The sequence below is a fragment of the Dermabacter sp. HSID17554 genome, from assembly GCF_003989295.1.
Lineage (GTDB): Bacteria > Actinomycetota > Actinomycetes > Actinomycetales > Dermabacteraceae > Dermabacter > Dermabacter vaginalis.
In genome coordinates, this window is sequence record NZ_RBLW01000001.1 from 467,537 (window position 1) to 483,885 (window position 16,349).

The window sequence follows — 16,349 nt, forward strand, 5'->3', positions numbered from 1 at the left end:
TACTCGAACATCCGCCACTACTTGGAGGACTTGAGGATCGACTCTTGCTCGATGGCCTCGTCTTCGATCACGCCATTGTTGTCGTACACGGCGTCCTTCTGCTTCTCAGCGAAGTAGTCGCGCTTGACGTTCTCGATCACGGTCTCGAGTTCCGCTTCGGTTTCCGGCGAGAATTTCTTGGTCTCGCGGATGGTTTCGAGGATCGTGCCGTTGTGGCGCAGGAACTCGTGCAGACGCTCCTCAAACTCGAGGATGTCCTCGACCTCGATCTCGTCAAGCTTGCCCTTCGTGCCGGCCCAGATCGACACCACCTGTTCCTCGAATGGCATGGGCTTTGCCTGGCCCTGCTTGAGAAGCTCAGTAAGGCGAGCGCCGCGCGCAAGCTGCTGCTTCGAAGCCGCGTCAAGATCCGAGGCGAACATCGCGAACGCCTCGAGGTCGCGGTACTGCGCGAGCGAAATCTTGAGCGTACCGGAAACACCCTTCATGGCCTTGGTCTGTGCCGAACCGCCAACGCGCGACACCGAGATACCCACGTCGACTGCGGGACGCTGGTTGGCGTTGAAGAGATCCGACTGGAGGAAGCACTGGCCGTCGGTAATCGAGATGACGTTCGTCGGGATGTAGGCCGAGACGTCGTTGGCCTTCGTTTCGATAATCGGCAGGCCGGTCATCGAACCGCCACCCATGTCGTCGGAGAGCTTTGCACAGCGCTCAAGCAAACGCGAGTGGAGGAAGAAGACGTCGCCCGGGTAGGCCTCGCGGCCCGGCGGACGGCGAAGCAGAAGCGACACGGCGCGGTAGGCCTCGGCCTGCTTCGAGAGGTCGTCGAACACAATGAGAACGTGCTTGCCCTCGTACATCCAGTGCTGGCCGATTGCCGAGCCCGCGTAGGGAGCGATGTACTTGAAGCCCGCGGGGTCGGAGGCAGGGGCGGCAACGATAGTGGTGTAGTCGAGCGCGCCGTTTTCCTCGAGGGTCGCACGCACCGAGGCGATCGTCGAGCCCTTCTGGCCCACGGCAACGTAGATGCAGCGCACCTGCTGATCCGGGTCGCCCGTTTCCCAGTTGGCCTTCTGGTTGAGGATCGTGTCCACGGCGATCGTGGTCTTGCCGGTCTGGCGGTCGCCAATGATGAGCTGGCGCTGGCCGCGACCGATCGGGGTCATCGCGTCGATGGCCTTGATGCCGGTCTGGAGCGGTTCCTTCACGCTCTTACGCTGCATGACGCTCGGCGCCTGGAGTTCGAGGGCGCGGCGGCCCGTGGTCTCGATGTCGCCGAGGCCGTCGATCGGGCGGCCCATCGGGTCAACGACACGGCCGAGGTAGCCGTCGCCAACGGGGACCGAAAGGACCTCCCCGGTGCGGCGCACCTCCTGGCCTTCTTCGATGCCGGTGAATTCACCGAGAACAACGACGCCGGCCTCGCGAAGTTCGAGGTTGAGGGCGAGTCCAAGCGAGCCGTCCTCGAAGCGCACGAGCTCGTTTGCCATGAGGTTCGGCAGACCCGAGACGCGTGCAATGCCGTCTGCTGATTCGGTAACGCGGCCAATTTCTTCGCGACCTGCGTTCTGGGGCTGGTAGTTCGACACCGCAGTGTCGAGTGCGTCCCGGATGTCCTCGGGACGAATGGTGAGCTCGGCCATCGCGCTCCGCTTCCTTCTTGGTCATTCCCGGTGCTACCGGGAGGGGTGGTACGTGTTCTCGTTGGTGATTCTTAGGCGGAAATGCGTTCGCGCGCATCGCGAACACGGCCGAAGATCGTGGCGTCGTAGAGGTCGTCACCGATCGTGATGCGGAGGCCGCCAATCACGCTCGGGTCGATCTCGTAGTTCAGGCTCAGCTCCCCGCCGTAACGGGCGGAAAGAATGCGCGTGAGGCGTTCCTGCTGCTCGGGAGTCAGTTCGACCGCGCTCGTGACTACGCCGGAACGGCGGTCACGTTCGGCGCTCGCAAAGTTCGCGAACCCGAGGAGTCGGGCGGGAACCTTGGCAGAGGGCTCGAAGCTCACCGCTTGAGCGGCAATGGCGACGGTTGCCGAATCCACCTTGCCACTCAGGAGCCTCTCGATGATCCCCACGCGCGCCGAGATGTCGTCGCGCTTGGAGTCGAACGCTTCGGAGAGCTCCGGGGTGTCCTCGACGAGGCGCGCGACCTGAAAGAGTTCTTCTTCCACGGTGTGCGCTGCACCTTGCCCTCGAGCTTCATCGAGAACGAGGGAGACGCCCGCAAACTCGATTCCTTCGAGGAGGTGGTTTTGCTCCGACCATGTGCACCGCGAGGCCTCAAGAAGAACCTCGAGAGCGGCCTCGCTGACGCGGCCGCCGAAAAGGCGCCGCACGACATCGGCCTTGAGGTCCTCGTCGCGACCGGGGTCGCTCAAGAGGCGCACGAGCTGATTGCTCGAGTCGATGACGCGCACGGCTTCGAAAAGCTCGTGTGCGATCTCGGTGGTGGGGGCGTTCGCCGAGGTGGACTCCGAGGCGCGCCTAAGCACGCTGTGGAGCGACTTGGCGGAAACTCCGCGCATGTGCTGTGCCTTCCTTACTTCGCCGCGGTCGACGATTCAAGCTCGTCGAGGAAACGATCGATCACGCGGCGCGAGCGCTCGTCGTCGCTAAGCGATTCGCCCACGATCTTCGAAGCGAGTGTGCTTGCGAGCGAGCCAACTTCGCCGCGAAGCTCGGCGCTTGCCTGCGCCTGCTCGGCCGCGATCTGTTGCTTGCCCGCACCGATCATGCGCTCGGTCTCGAGGCTTGCGCGAGTGCGAGCCTCTTCGATGATGCGCGAGCCCTCTTCGCGGGCCTTTTCGCGCATCTCAGCAGCTTCGCGGCGTGCGGCAGCGAGTTCGCTTTCCTGCATGGCCTTGAGGCGATCGGCCTCGTACTGGGCCTCTTCCGCCTTACGGATTCCACCCTCGATCTTCGCTGCACGTTCGTCCAGGACCCGATTCATCTTCGGGAGAACGAACTTCATGAATACGAAGGCAAAGATGAGGATGAAGATGGCGCTCCAAACAATTTCAGGGACATGGGGGATGAGCAAGTCGTACTTGCTGACCTCCCGTTCTCCACTTGCCAGATACATTCGGATTTAGCCTCAGGAGAAGAGGAGGCCGGTGACGATCGCGAGGAGCGCGATAATCTCGACGAATGCCATGGCGATAAGCATCGTGGTCTGAAGCGAGCCGCGGATCTCGGGCTGGCGCGCCATTGACTCGACGGTCTTGGCGCCGATCATACCGATGCCGAGGGCCGGGCCGAAGGCCGCGATGCCGTAGGCGAGCGACGAGAGATTGCCGTTGATTTCAGCGAGAATGGTGGTGCCCACGAGGGTATTCCTTTCAGTTTTCTGCCGCGTTGCCGGGCAGGGTTTCGGTTGTGAGCCGAGGCTCGGGGTGGAAAATCGGGAAAATCGAAGCGCCTTAGTGGCTTTCGCTCGTCGCCATGTTGATGTACACGGCGGAAAGTACGGTGAAGATGAAGGCCTGCAGAAGAGCAACGAAGATTTCGAAGCCGAAAATGCCGAGTGCAAAGGCCCCCGCGAAGGGAGTCGCGGCAATGAGCCACGATCCTGAGAAGAGGATCGCCTGCGTGAGGGAAATGAACACGACGAGCATCATGTGACCAGACACCATGTTGGCGAGAAGACGCACGGTGAGCGAGAACCAGCGCACGACGGCGAGCTGGAGAAACTCGATGGGTGCGAGGAGGAGGTACACGGGCTTCGGAACGCCCGGGGGCATGGTCTCGTGCTTGAAGTACCCGAGGAAGCCGTGCTGCTTCATGCCGCAGTACACGTAGGTGCCGAAGGTCCACATCGCGAGCAGGAACGGCATGCCGATCACGGAGGTGCCGGCAAGGTTGAGGCCCGGGGTCACACCAGCGAGGTTCATCGAGAGGATGAGGAAGAAGAGCGTGTAGAGCATGGGCGCGAAGCGGCGGCCCTTTGCTTTACCGAGAACGGGCTCGATCGCGTTGTCGCGAATGAAGCCCATGAAGAGCTCGAAAACGCTTTGGATGCGCCCCGGCACAACCTTGGCCCGGGAGGCAATCGCGTAGGTAATCGCGAGGCAGCCCACTACTACGATGAGGCGAACGAGCTGCACGCGATTGAACTCAAACGGGGTGCCCGCAAAGAGAAGCGCGTCAGGGAAAAAGTCGGCGAGGGAGGGGATGTGAAAATCCAGCCCACCTTCGGCGACGAGTCGCGAAGTTTCGCTAGGAATCAACTGCTCTTACTCCAGAGTTGTCGGCTCACGCTCGGCGTTCACCACGGGCAGGGGACGATCTGTTCGACGCGGCCGCGTTGCCGTGCAGGCGCCTTCAGCACACATGCAGACTTCGCCGCTAATCGTTCAGCATTCTGTATCAATATAACAGAGGAGGAGGCGGACTTTTGACTCAGGTTGGTGCCTCTTACACCTCAATTTTCGGCCGCGTACGCGCAAGGAGCACTCCTTCGACCGCGGTTGGGGCAACCGCGCCAAAGAGAAGCGCAATTCCTACCCACGGCATAGAGAGCCATGTTGCTTCCCTGAGCAGAATGAGACACACAATCAGCACGAGCATCTTGCCGCCCCACGTGCATGCGACAGTGCCGAGCATGATGACGGGGCTCTGGGCGATACCCCAGTACGCGACGATGAGTGCGGGCAAGGTGATGACGAGCGAAAGAAGAGCGCCGATGATGGCGCCGTTTCGGGCAAGCGGGTCAAAGCCCACCCAAGCGACAAGCACGACGACGGCAGCGATCACTGCGCCCACGGCCACCGCAGAAACGATCGCTTTTTGCACCAGGGCGTTGTTGTGCGCGCGGTTCTTTTCTGCGGTGCTCATGAGGTTTTCTCCAGGTCCTGGTTTTTTCGAGCGCGAGCGAGCGCCCGCAGGGGGTCAAGGGTCACGACTATAGCGATGACGAGTGAGCCGATCCAAATGATCATTGCGGTCTTGACCTCGAAAAATACGGGCGCAAGAAGGCATAGGCACACGAGCGCGGTCCACGTGTACATGATCAGCACGGCGCCGAGTTTCGAATGGCCAAGGTTGAGCAGGCGATGGTGCAGGTGCCGACGGTCCGCATGAAAGGGGGATTTTCCGCTTCCCACGCGCCGCACGACCGCAAGCACCATGTCGAGGGCGGGAAGGATCATGACGCCCACGGGCATGAGGATCGGAAGAAGCTGGCCGAAGGCATCGGAGGGGGCGAGGCGAGCCGGATCGACCTGGCCGGTCACGGCGATGGTTGCCGAGACCAGCAAAAGACCGAGGAAAAGGGCTCCCGAATCGCCCATGAAGATGCGCGCCTTTGAAAAGTTGTGCGGGAGGAATCCGAGGCACGCACCAATCATGACCGCGGTGATGAGCGCGGCCATCGAGGAGTAGTCGGTTGAGGAGACGTCACGCGTGAGCAGGTAGGCATAGATAAAGAAGGCTCCTCCCCCGATCGCCATGACCCCGGAGGCGAGCCCGTCGAGCCCGTCGATAAAGTTCACGGCGTTCATCGCCGCCACAATCACGATGACGGTCAAAATGAGCGAGGACCGAGCGGAAATGAGCGTGAGCCCCCCGATCGGGAGGGTAGTCAACTGCACTCCCTGCGACGCGACGAACAGCGCGATGAGCACTTGGCCGGCAAGTTTCGTGAGCCAGTCGAGGTCAAATTTGTCGTCGAGACCGCCGAGCAGGCAAATAAGCCCGCCCGCAATGAGGATCGACCAGACTTTAAAGGAACCGCGAAAAATGGGGTCGAGGAAGGGAACGTTCGAGGCAAGCACCATCGCGACCGCGACACCCGCGAACATCGCCACCCCACCGAGTCGAGGGGTGACATCCTGATGCACATCACGGTCACGCACGGCGGTCATCGCGCCGATGCGCCTCGCAACGACGCGCGCCGCGGGCGTCACGAGATAGGTGACGGCCGCGGCGATCAGGAGAAGAAAGAGGTAAACCCTCAAGCGTCGGCCTTATCCTCGCCGGCAGTGGATTTTTCTTCGGGCGCCTTCGCGCCGTCGGCTTCTTGAACCTCTCCGGGCTCTACAGATTCTTCGGCGTGGTCGACCTCTTCGGGATCGTGCGGCTTTTCGGGCGTGAAGATTTCCCCGAACTTTTCCACGATCTCTTCTTCGCTCAACGCACCACGGCGCAGGATCTTCGGGGGGTTCACTGTCGCGTCGATGATCGTCGAGGACTCACCAATGCGCGATTTGCCGCCGTCGAGGTACACCTCGACTGCATCACCGAGCTGCACGGCCGCGTCCATGACGCTCTTGGCGGCCTCACCACCGTGCTTATTCGCACTCGACACGGCGAGCGGACCGGTCCTCTTAAGGAGCGCGATGGCGGCCTCATGGTTGGGCATGCGCAGCGCCACCGTGCCCTTGGTTTCGCCAAGGTCCCAGTGCAGGGAGGGCTGGGCCTGGACGATCACGGTGAGCGGGCCGGGCCAGTATTCCTCCACGAGATCCTCGATAATCGGAGGAATATCGAAGCCGAGGGCGTGCATAACGTTCGGGTCACCGATCAGCACGGGAGGCGGGAACTGGCGGCCACGGCCCTTGGCATCGAGGAGCGCTTGAACGGCGTCCTTGTTAAAGGCATCGGCACCGATCCCGTACACGGTGTCGGTGGGCAGCACGAGCAGTTTGCCGTCCTTGACGGCGGTGGCTGCCGCCTCGAGGGCGGCCTCGCGCGTGGATTCGTCGGTGTAGTCGTAAACGCTCACGTGCCTCATTCTCTCACTTGTGGTGCGCGGTGCGCCACGAGGAAGCGGTCGCGTCCCGTGAGGTCGCACGCGGTGCGGATCATCTCGAAGTTTCCTGTGGCCCCGGCGAGCGCTCGAGTCGCGTCCCCCTGACTTTCATCGTGCTCCATCACGAGGAGCCCACCTGGACGCAAGAGGCGTGCGGCGAGCTCAATCACGGCGCCGGGAACGTCGAGTCCGCTCTCCCCTCCCCCAAAGAGCGCCTCGTGCGGGTCATAGTCGCGCACCTCGGGGTCGGAAGGGATTTCGCGTGCCGGGATGTAGGGAGGGTTTGCAAGGACGAGGTCGAGCGGCCTCTCGGGAATGTACGCTCGCACAAAGTTGTCGAGTTCTTTTTTCTCCGTGGGCAATTCGGCGCAAAAGACGTCGGAGCGGCCTGGCCCGGCAGCTTCGCAGTTGCGCTGCGCAAGTTCCACGGCGCGCTCATTCACGTCAAACGCGCTCACGCGGGCGGCGGGGAATTCGTCGAGGAGCGCGGCGGCGAGGGTTCCGCTTCCGGTGCAGGCGTCAAGGGCGCGCAGGGGGTCCGACGCTTGCTGGCCTTCGTCGCGCACCCACGTGTGGGCGATGTCGAGCGCGAGCTCGGTCTCGGGCCGCGGGAGAAACACGCCGCGGGCGGTTTCCAGGGTGAGACGGCGAAAGGGGGCTTCGCCGAGGAGCAGCTGTAGGGGCTCGCGTTTTTCGCGGCGTGTGAGCACCGCGTCGACGTCAGCTTCGAAGGTTTCGGGGAGCTCGTCGAGGAGCACGAGGGACGTGCTCGCACGCGCGGCGTGGGTGACAATGAGCCGTGCCTCAGCCTCGGCGGAGTCAATGCCTGCCGCGTGCAGTCTCGAGCGTGCATTGCGCCGCGCGAGCGCGACGCGCTGCGACACGCTGAGCCTCCCGCGAGTCATGTGTGCCTACTCGTTCGAGCCTGCGGCGGCGAGCATCGCTTCACGATCGGCATCCATGAGGGACTTCACGACCGGCTCAAGGTCCCCGTTGAGAACCTGGTCGAGGTTGTTGGCCTTGTACCCGGTGCGGTGGTCGGCGATGCGGTTCTCGGGAAAGTTGTAGGTGCGGATGCGCTCGGAGCGATCCACGGTGCGCACCTGGGAGCGACGGGTAGCGGAAGCTTCCGCTTCCTGCTCGGCGTGCACGGCATCGAGCAGGCGCGAGCGGAGGATTCGCATGGCCTGCTCCTTGTTCTGGAGCTGACTCTTTTCGTTTTGGCAGCTCACCACGAGCCCCGTGGGAAGGTGCGTGATGCGCACGGCCGAGTCGGTCGTGTTCACGCTCTGCCCGCCTGGGCCAGACGAGCGGTAGACGTCGATGCGCAGGTTGTTCGGGTGGAGTTGTTCCGCTAGAAACTCGTCTTCATCTGCCTCGTCGGCCTCGGGCACAACGAGAACACCGACGGCCGAGGTGTGGATGCGGCCCTGGGATTCAGTCACGGGCACGCGCTGCACGCGGTGCACACCGCCCTCGTATTTGAGGTGCGCCCACACGCCTTCAGCGGGACCCACATTGCCGCGCGTGCGGATCGACATCGAGAGATCTTTATAGCCGCCGAGGTCATTCTCGGTCTCGGTAATGATCTCGGTGCTCCAGCCATTCCTTGTGGCGTATGCCTCGTACATGCGCACGAGATCTGCGGCGAACAGGGCTGACTCGTCGCCGCCCGCACCAGCCTTGACTTCGAGGATCACGTCGCGCGCGTCGTTGGGGTCGCGCGGCGCGAGCAGGTCCTCAAGCGTAGCCGTGAGTTCTTCGCGCTTGGCTTCAAGCGCCTTCGCTTCCTCCGCCATCGACGAATCCTCTTCGGCAAACTCGCGCGCCGTTTCGAGGTCCTCGCCCGTCGCAAGCCACTCGCGGTACGCCCTCACCACGGGACCGAGCTCGGCGTACCGGCGCCCCACGCGCTTGGCCTTGTTGTGGTCGTTGTGAAGCGCGGGATCGGCCATTTGCTGCTCGAGGGCCGAGAATTCATCAACGAGCGAGGACACATTCTCAAACATGAGGGTCTTTCTTGACGTGGTGTAGCGGGCGTGGAGGTTTCGCGTACGCGAAAGCGGCGCCGACATCCCACATGGAGGCGGGGTGCCAGCGCCGCTTTGAAAAGCTACTTCTTGCGCTTGCCGTAGCGTGCTTCGAAGCGGGCCACGCGGCCACCGGTGTCAAGAATCTTCTGCTTACCGGTGTAGAACGGGTGGCAGGCCGAGCACACCTCGGAGTTGATCTTTCCGTCGGCTTTCGTGCTGCGGGTCACGAACGTGTTGCCACAGGTGCAGGTCACCGTGGTCTCCACGTATTCGGGGTGGATCCCCTTCTTCATGTGATGTCTCCTTTTCAATCATGGCCGCTGGGTCGGCTCCGCGACGCGGGCCGTGAACCAGAACCGCCGTCCAGTTTCCCATGAAAGGAAGCCGGAGCTCCAGTTGGCGGCCTGTAACTCTGCTTACAGGCCGCTTCCCATGAGCGTCGCCTGGACTTATTCGCCCTGGCGAGGAACTTTCGGGGTGGATTTCGACACGGCGAGCAGGAACTCCCCGTTGTTCTGCGACTTCTTGAGGCGTTCGAGGAGAAGCTCGATCGCTTGCTGCTGCTCGAGCTGGCTGAGTACACGGCGCAGCTTCCACATGATCGCGAGCTCTTCGTTGCCCATGAGCTCTTCTTCGCGGCGCGTACCTGACGCATTGACGTCGACGGCGGGGAAAATGCGGCGCTCGGCAAGCTTGCGGTCAAGCTTGAGCTCCCAGTTGCCGGTGCCCTTGAACTCTTCGAAGATCACTTCGTCCATCTTCGAGCCGGTGTCCACGAGCGCGGTCGCGAGGATCGTGAGCGAGCCGCCATTTTCCACGTTGCGGGCTGCACCGAAGAAACGCTTTGGCGGGTAAAGCGCCGAGGAGTCGACACCGCCCGAGAGGATACGTCCGGAGGCTGGCGCCGCGAGGTTGTAGGCGCGGCCGAGGCGCGTGATCGAGTCGAGGAGCACAACCACGTCGCGGCCCATTTCCACGAGGCGCTTCGCGCGCTCGATCGCGAGCTCGGCGACGGTCGTGTGGTCGTCAGCGGGGCGGTCGAAGGTCGAGGCAATGACCTCACCCTTGACGGTGCGCTGCATGTCGGTGACTTCCTCGGGGCGCTCGTCGACGAGCACAACCATGAGGTGAACCTCGGGGTTGTTCTGCGTGATCGCCTCGGCAACCTGCTGCAGGATGATGGTCTTACCGGCTTTCGGCGGTGCCACGATCAGGCCGCGCTGCCCCTTACCCACGGGGGCAACGAGGTCGATGATGCGAGGCGTGAAGTTCGTGGCCTTGTTCTCGAGGCGAAGGCGCGTATCGGGGTACAGCGGCGTGAGCTTGTTGAATTCAACGCGAGCTTTCGCCTTCTCCGGTGTCATGCCGTTGACGGTGTCGACGCTCACAAGTGCCGCGAACTTCGAGTGGGCCTTGTTGCCTCGTCCGCGCCCGCGGCCGCCACCACCGTGGTGGAAGTCCTGCTGGCGCTGCTGCTCTTCGCCATCCTTGGGGGCCTTGACCTGGCCCACGATTGCGTCGCCTTTACGCAGGCCATACTTACGCACCTGGTTCATCGACACGTAAATATCGCTCGGGCCGGGGAGGTAGCCGGTGGTGCGCACGAAAGCGTAGTTATCGCGAATGTCGAGAATGCCCGCAACCTTGACGAGCACGTCGTCTTCGCGCACCTGCGGCTCGCCGTTGTTGTCGTGATCGCGGCGGTTGCGATTGCGGTTGCGCTCGCGACCGCGCGAGCGGCGACCGCGACGGTCGTTGTTGTTGTCTTCTCCATCGCCGCGGTTGTTGCGGCGGTCGCGGCGGCCCTCGCCTTCACGATTCTTTTGATCGGAGTCATTGCCGCCCTGCCCGCGGTCGCTGCGGCGATCGCGACGGTCCTCGCGCGCGTCCTTGCGGCGCTCGCGCGCGGTCTCGGAATCAGGGAGTTTAATGTCTTCGACGCGGCGGGGGCTGTCCCCCCGGCGGCGAGCGTGGCGGTCGCCGCGCTCGTCGTCGTTGTCGCGGGCTTCAGCAGCGCGGTTGTCCTGAGCGGTGCCCTGGTCGTCGCTCGACTTTTCGCTCTGGTCTTTGCGGGTGCGCGCGGGCTTCTCTGCCTGCTCAGCGCTCGCAGCGCTCTTCGTGTTCGTCTGGGCAGGTTCGGCCGTGCCCGCGGTTTCAGCGGCGCTCGCCTTGGGAGCGCGCGCGGCGGGGGCCGACGGTACCTTGCCCGTGCTGATGGCTTCGATCAGCTCGCCTTTGCGGAGCTTACGCACGCCGCGGATGCCCATGGAAGTCGCGATGGCCTGAAGCTCCGGGAGCCTCTTTGTCGAAAGCTCGGCGGCGTCGGTGTAGTTGTCGTTCACCCGGGGTCCTTTCTGAGGTATGTGTCCCGTGGTTGTTCCCAGTTTCGTGAGGTGACGGTGCTCTTTTCGGGGAAAAACGCGCGCTCGGGCGCTTGGCGAGAGGCTCGTGACGCTTTCACGCCGAAGGAGGGGCACCAGTCGGTGTCAGGAATGCCCGGCCGCCATGAGAATGACTCGTATGCGATCGCCTACCGCCGAGGGAAGGATTGTGGCTTTACGCGGTGGCGGTTCGCCAGCCTTCAACGAGGGCGGGGCCACGTTCGCGTGGCCGAGCACCCTCACGATAACACAGTGCGAATGCCCTCTTGTGCAAGGGGCACGCGGGCGAGGCGCCAGTCGTCCGGGTCTTCCACCACTTCGCTCACGATACGCGCGATGTCGGCTGGGGCATCGGTGGGAATAAGTACCGTCGGGCCTGCCCCCGAGATTACGGCGGGCACGCCCTGCGAGCGCAGCACATGCACGAGGCTCACACTCTGGGGCATCTGCCCGCTCCGGGCATCCTGGTGAAGGCGATCGGCGGTGGCCTGGAACAGGCGCGAGGGGTCCTCCGCGAGGGCGTAGACAAGCAGCGCGGCGCGGGCAATGTTGTGAGTGGCGTCGCGGCGACGCACGTCGGGGCTCAGGCTCGCACGCGCCGCGATGGTGGAGAGCGTGCGGTTCGGCGAAATGATGAGGGGGCGCAGAACGGGGCGACCGTCGGCAGCATTCGCGACGCGCAAGCGCACGGCACGAACTTCTTCTCCCTCGGTGTAGGCGAGGCATGCACCTCCGTAGATGGCAGGGGCAACGCTATCGGGATGCCCCTCGATCGAGGCGGCGATCTCGAGCATCGCCTGATCGTCGATGGCGTTTGGGTCCTGGAGAATTCCTCGCGCCAGGGCAATACCGCCCACGATTGCCGCGGCGCTCGAGCCCAGGCCCGCTTCTTGGGGGATCACGTTCGTGCACGTGAGCCGCACGCCAATTTGGGGCGCACCCACCCATTCGAGGGTTTCGCGCAGCGTGCGGACGATGAGATTCGTGTCGTCGACGGGCAGCTCACCTGCCCCTTCGCCGTGGATCACCACCTCGGTGGCGCCCGTGGTGACCTCGAGCGTGTAGCGGTCGCGAAGGTCAAGGGCAATGCCGAGGCTGTCGAAGCCCGGCCCAAGGTTGGCGCTGGTCGCGCACGGCTGCACCGTCACGCGTTCTCTCGCGATTCTCACACTTGCCTCTCTTCATCGCGCTGCTGCCGCGGCGCTTCACCGGTGACTCGCACGGACCTGATGCGGGTAGCGTCGCTTCAAGCGTAGCGAGTTTCGGGGGTGCGGTGTCCGACGGTTGTCACTTTTCTGCCGCTACCCGAGGTCTCGCGCGAGGAGGTCCTCGAGGGTTTCGCGGCGGATCATTTCGGTGACCGTGCCGTCTTTGACGGAGACGACGGCTGGCTTGAGTGCAATGTTGTAGTTGGAGGCGAGGGCATAGCAGTAGGCGCCCGTGACGGGCACGGAAACGAGGTCGCCGCGCTTCACGTCGCCCGGGAGGTATTCGTCTTTCACCACGATGTCGCCGCTTTCGCAATGTTTGCCGACGATGCGCACGACGCGCGGCTCAACCGCGGAGGTGCGACTCGAGAGCAGGCACGAGTAGTCGGCATCGTAGAGGGCTGTACGGATGTTGTCGCTCATGCCACCGTCGATCGACACGTACAGGCGTTTTTGACCCGCGCCGAGCTCGACGTCCTTGAGCGTACCCACGGTGTAGAGCGTCTGCGTGGAAGGGCCGGCGATCGCGCGCCCGGGTTCGAAACCGAGTCGCGGAACCTCAAGGTCGAGCGCGCGGCAAGAGTTGTCCACGATGGCGGCGAGCTGTTCGGCGAGCTGCCCGGCCGTGCGCGGTGTGTTCTGAGTCGTGTACATCACGCCGAAACCACCGCCTAGAACAATGTGAGTCAGCGGCCTGCCAATCGCGTCGCGCCCTTCCTTCGCGAGCGCAAGCACGCGCCTTGCCGCGACCTCGAAGCCGTTCGTGTCAAAGATTTGGGAGCCAATGTGGGAGTGGAGCCCGTCGAGCGTGAGGGCTTTTGCGGCCTCGACGCGCCGGATCGCTTCGAGGGCCTCCCCCGTGGCGATGGAGATGCCGAATTTTTGGTCCTCGTGCGCGGTCGAGATGAATTCATGCGTGTGCGCTTCAACGCCGGAGGTGACGCGCAGTAAGACACGCTGGCATGTCCCCGCCGTCGCAGCGAGGGCGCTCACGCGGTCGATCTCTTCGAGAGAATCAAGCACGAGGCGCCCCACCCCGGCCTCGATCGCGTACTTGAGCTCCGCATCGCTCTTGTTATTGCCGTGGAACGTGAGCCGGCGAGCGTCGGACCCCGCGCGCAGCGCGATCGCGAGCTCCCCGCCGGAGCACACATCGAGGCCAAGTCCTTCGGAATGCACCCAGCGCGCCACCGCGGTCGAAAGAAAAGCCTTGCCCGCATAGCTCATGTCCACGCCGGAAAGCGGCGCGAAAGCCCGCTCGAACGTGTCGCGAAAGAGTCGGGCGCGCGAGCGGAAGTCCTCTTCGTCAATCACGAAGGTGGGCGTGCCGAATCGTTCCTTGATCTCGCCGACCCCCACTCCCGCGATCTCTACTTCGCCTCTCGCATTCCGGGTCGTGTTCATGCTCCAGAGCCCGTCGATCAGGTGGTTAACGTCGCTCGGGTACGGCAGCCACTGGGGAACCAGGTCGTTTCCGTGGAGGGCTCCCGCTTCGTGTGCGCGCATGCTGGCTCCTTGCTTGTGGATGGCGTTCGGTGAGCAAAACCCTAGGTCGTGGGCACGTCGTGGCGTGCACGTGTCCACGTGGAAAGATGCGGGACTTTACGCGAGCACCCATTCACAATTGATAGCGTCGAGGCGTGAAGCACGTGCCTCGGTAAAGGAGCATCATGTCCCGCGCATCCCTCGTCGTCGTTGCCAATCGCCTCCCTGTCGATCGCAAAACCGCCCCCGATGGTTCGACCGAGTGGGTGACGAGCCCCGGCGGCCTCGTGACCGCGATGGAGTCGGTCATGCGCAACGCTGAATCAGCCGCGTGGGTGGGCTGGGCCGGCGGTGCCGATGAGGACATCGCCCCGTTCGACATCGACACGATGCATCTCGTTCCGGTCGCCCTCACGGCCGAAGAGGTCGAGAAGTACTACGAGGGATTCTCGAACGACACGCTGTGGCCGCTCTACCACGACGTGATCGCCGACCCGAACTTCCACCGCACTTGGTGGGACGTGTACGTCGAGGCAAACCGCAAGTTTGCGAAGGCCGCGGCCGCCGCGACCGCCGAGGGCGGCACGATTTGGGTGCATGACTATCAGCTGCAACTCGTTCCCGAAATGATCCGCAGCCTGCGCCCCGATGTCACGATCGGCTGGTTCAACCACATTCCGTTCCCGCCGTTCGAGCTGTTCGCGCAGCTGCCGAAGCGCGATTCGGTTCTGCGCGGCCTGCTCGGTGCTGATCTTCTCGGCTTCCAGCGCGAGCGCGATGCCATCAACTTCACCACGTGCGTGCGTCAAATCCTCGGTTATCGCGCGAGTGAGCATCAGATCGTCGTGCCCGGACTCGGTCTCGAAGAGGACCGCACCGTCGAGGCGCGTTGCTTCCCGATTTCGATCGACGTGAGCGTGTACGACGAGCTTACGAAGGATCCGGCTGTGCTCGCGCGCGCGAAGGAGATCCGCGAGCAGCTCGGCAACCCGAAGAAGGTCGTGCTCGGCGTGGATCGTCTCGATTACACGAAGGGTATCCGCCACCGCCTCAAGGCGTACGGCGAGCTCCTCAACGATGGCGCGATCGATCCTCACGACGTCACGATGATCCAGGTCGCGACCCCGTCGCGCGAGAGGGTCGACGCGTACAAGCAGCTTCGCGATGAAATCGAGCTGACCGTCGGCCGCCTCAACGGCGATTTCGCGCCGATCGGCCGCCCTGCCATCTCGTATATGCACCGCACGTTCCCCCGCACCGATATGACCGCGCTTTACATGTGTGCGGACGTGGTGCTCGTGACGAGCCTTCGCGACGGCATGAACCTCGTGGCAAAGGAGTACATCGCCTCTCGCATCGATGAGCGCGGCGTGCTCGTGCTCTCGGAGTTCACGGGCGCGGCCGATGAGCTTCGCGCCGCAACCCTCGTGAACCCGCACGACATTGACGAGCTCAAGTCGGCGATCCTTCACGCGCTCGCCATGAGCGAGGAGGAGCAGCAAGACAACATGCGTTCGCTGCGCCGCCAGGTGTTCGATCACGACGTGCAGCGGTGGGCGTCGGATTTCCTCGAGGCACTCGAGAGGGTCGGTGGGGACCGGGGCGCAGAGGCCCGGAAGGGTCCCTCCCGCCCCACTCTCAGTTCCGACGCTTGCCCGCCGCGCGCCGAGCTCGATTCTGCACTCGAGGCTTTCGCCACGACTCCGCGAGTGCTCATTGCCTCGGATTTCGACGGCGTGCTCGCGCCGATCGTCGCGAATCGCGATGAGGCGCGTGCCGTCCCCGAGTCGCTTCAGGCGCTTCGATCCCTCTCAGGCCTCGATGGCACCAACGTCGCGCTCGTGTCGGGTCGCTCCCTTGAGGATCTCGATTCGCTCACGGAAATGCCAAGCTCAGTGGTGCTCATCGGTTCGCACGGAGCGGAGGTGGGCGCGCTTCCGGAGAGCATGGATGCGGGAATTCTCGATTCGTCGTCGCTCTCCATGACGGACGAGCGCCGCTCGCAGCTCGCCACGATCACCGCAGCTCTCGAGCGGATTTCCCGCAAGTACCCGGGCACCGAAGTGGAGAAGAAGCCCACGGCCGCCGTGCTCCACACGCGCAATGCGAAGGGCCGCGGCGCCGCGAACGCCACTGAGGAAGCCCTCGAGTATGCCCGCTCGATCCGCCACGCGAAGGTCACGCCCGGCAAGGCCGTCGTGGAATTCTCGGTGATCCCCGCAACGAAGGGCGAAGCGATCGACGCTCTCGCTCGCGCGTGCGCGTGCGACGCCTGGCTCTATCTCGGCGACGATGTCACCGACGAGTCCGTGTTCAATCGCGCCGGCAGTAGCGACCTCACGATCAAGGTTGGCCCCGGCGAGACCGCGGCGAGCTTCCGCATCGCCGATCCGGAAGCGGTCAAGGAGCTGCTCGCCGAGCTGCTCGCGAAGCGTGCGGAGTAAGGCGGTCATGACACTTGAGGCCTAAAGTGTCATCGCCGAAGCGTT

At 63.7% G+C, this 16,349-nt stretch carries 15 protein-coding genes; 1 reads left to right on the forward strand and 14 read right to left on the reverse strand.

Annotated elements, in window-relative coordinates:
- Nucleotides 1–17: 17 nt before the first annotated feature.
- The 14 genes from atpA to lysA all read right to left on the reverse strand — a co-directional run bounded on the left by atpA (nucleotide 18) and on the right by lysA (nucleotide 13,881).
- Entirely contained in the window at nucleotides 18–1,646 is a 1,629-nt protein-coding gene (atpA, locus tag D8M36_RS02150) for a F0F1 ATP synthase subunit alpha (RefSeq protein WP_126846335.1), read from the reverse strand.
- Nucleotides 1,647–1,717: 71 nt separating this feature from the next.
- A complete protein-coding gene (locus D8M36_RS02155; RefSeq protein WP_074299580.1) occupies nucleotides 1,718–2,530 on the reverse strand; it encodes a F0F1 ATP synthase subunit delta in 813 nt (270 codons plus the stop codon).
- Nucleotides 2,531–2,544: 14 nt separating this feature from the next.
- Nucleotides 2,545–3,087 carry a F0F1 ATP synthase subunit B gene (locus D8M36_RS02160; RefSeq protein WP_074299578.1) on the reverse strand — a complete coding sequence of 181 codons (543 nt, stop codon included), beginning with the start codon at nucleotides 3,085–3,087 and terminating at the stop codon, nucleotides 2,545–2,547.
- Between the two features lie 12 nt (nucleotides 3,088–3,099).
- Entirely contained in the window at nucleotides 3,100–3,330 is a 231-nt protein-coding gene (gene atpE, locus D8M36_RS02165; protein ID WP_065248019.1) for an ATP synthase F0 subunit C, read from the reverse strand.
- Between the two features lie 94 nt (nucleotides 3,331–3,424).
- A complete protein-coding gene (gene atpB / locus D8M36_RS02170) occupies nucleotides 3,425–4,231 on the reverse strand; it encodes a F0F1 ATP synthase subunit A (RefSeq protein WP_126846337.1) in 807 nt (268 codons plus the stop codon).
- A 187-nt stretch (nucleotides 4,232–4,418) separates the two neighbouring features.
- Nucleotides 4,419–4,838: a hypothetical protein gene (locus D8M36_RS02175; RefSeq protein ID WP_074299577.1), complete on the reverse strand. Its 420-nt coding sequence runs from the start codon at nucleotides 4,836–4,838 to the stop codon at nucleotides 4,419–4,421.
- On the reverse strand, nucleotides 4,835–5,959 hold the full coding sequence (locus tag D8M36_RS02180) for a glycosyltransferase family 4 protein (protein ID WP_074299575.1): 1,125 nt from the start codon (nucleotides 5,957–5,959) through the stop codon (nucleotides 4,835–4,837). Before D8M36_RS02180 ends, D8M36_RS02175 begins: the two co-directional genes overlap by 4 nt.
- On the reverse strand, nucleotides 5,956–6,735 hold the full coding sequence (locus tag D8M36_RS02185) for an L-threonylcarbamoyladenylate synthase (RefSeq protein WP_074299574.1): 780 nt from the start codon (nucleotides 6,733–6,735) through the stop codon (nucleotides 5,956–5,958). Before D8M36_RS02185 ends, D8M36_RS02180 begins: the two co-directional genes overlap by 4 nt.
- Complete coding sequence (locus tag D8M36_RS02190) at nucleotides 6,732–7,658, reverse strand: N5-glutamine methyltransferase family protein (protein ID WP_126846339.1); 927 nt, start codon at nucleotides 7,656–7,658, stop codon at nucleotides 6,732–6,734. The genes D8M36_RS02185 and D8M36_RS02190 overlap by 4 nt, the downstream gene beginning before the upstream one ends.
- Nucleotides 7,659–7,664: 6 nt before the next feature.
- Complete coding sequence (prfA, locus tag D8M36_RS02195) at nucleotides 7,665–8,762, reverse strand: peptide chain release factor 1 (protein WP_065248023.1); 1,098 nt, start codon at nucleotides 8,760–8,762, stop codon at nucleotides 7,665–7,667.
- A gap of 104 nt (nucleotides 8,763–8,866) precedes the next feature.
- Nucleotides 8,867–9,079 (reverse strand): 50S ribosomal protein L31, encoded by a 213-nt coding sequence (gene rpmE, locus D8M36_RS02200; protein WP_016664822.1) that lies wholly within the window; start codon nucleotides 9,077–9,079, stop codon nucleotides 8,867–8,869.
- Between the two features lie 156 nt (nucleotides 9,080–9,235).
- Complete coding sequence (gene rho / locus D8M36_RS02205) at nucleotides 9,236–11,128, reverse strand: transcription termination factor Rho (RefSeq protein WP_126846341.1); 1,893 nt, start codon at nucleotides 11,126–11,128, stop codon at nucleotides 9,236–9,238.
- A gap of 278 nt (nucleotides 11,129–11,406) precedes the next feature.
- A complete protein-coding gene (thrB, locus tag D8M36_RS02210; RefSeq protein WP_126846343.1) occupies nucleotides 11,407–12,336 on the reverse strand; it encodes a homoserine kinase in 930 nt (309 codons plus the stop codon).
- Nucleotides 12,337–12,468: 132 nt separating this feature from the next.
- Nucleotides 12,469–13,881 (reverse strand): diaminopimelate decarboxylase, encoded by a 1,413-nt coding sequence (gene lysA / locus D8M36_RS02215; RefSeq protein ID WP_126846345.1) that lies wholly within the window; start codon nucleotides 13,879–13,881, stop codon nucleotides 12,469–12,471.
- 164 nt (nucleotides 13,882–14,045) lie between these two features.
- On the opposite strand from lysA, the gene D8M36_RS02220 reads away from it, so the two are divergent.
- Nucleotides 14,046–16,304: a bifunctional alpha,alpha-trehalose-phosphate synthase (UDP-forming)/trehalose-phosphatase gene (locus D8M36_RS02220; protein WP_126846347.1), complete on the forward strand. Its 2,259-nt coding sequence runs from the start codon at nucleotides 14,046–14,048 to the stop codon at nucleotides 16,302–16,304.
- Nucleotides 16,305–16,349 lie beyond the last annotated feature (45 nt).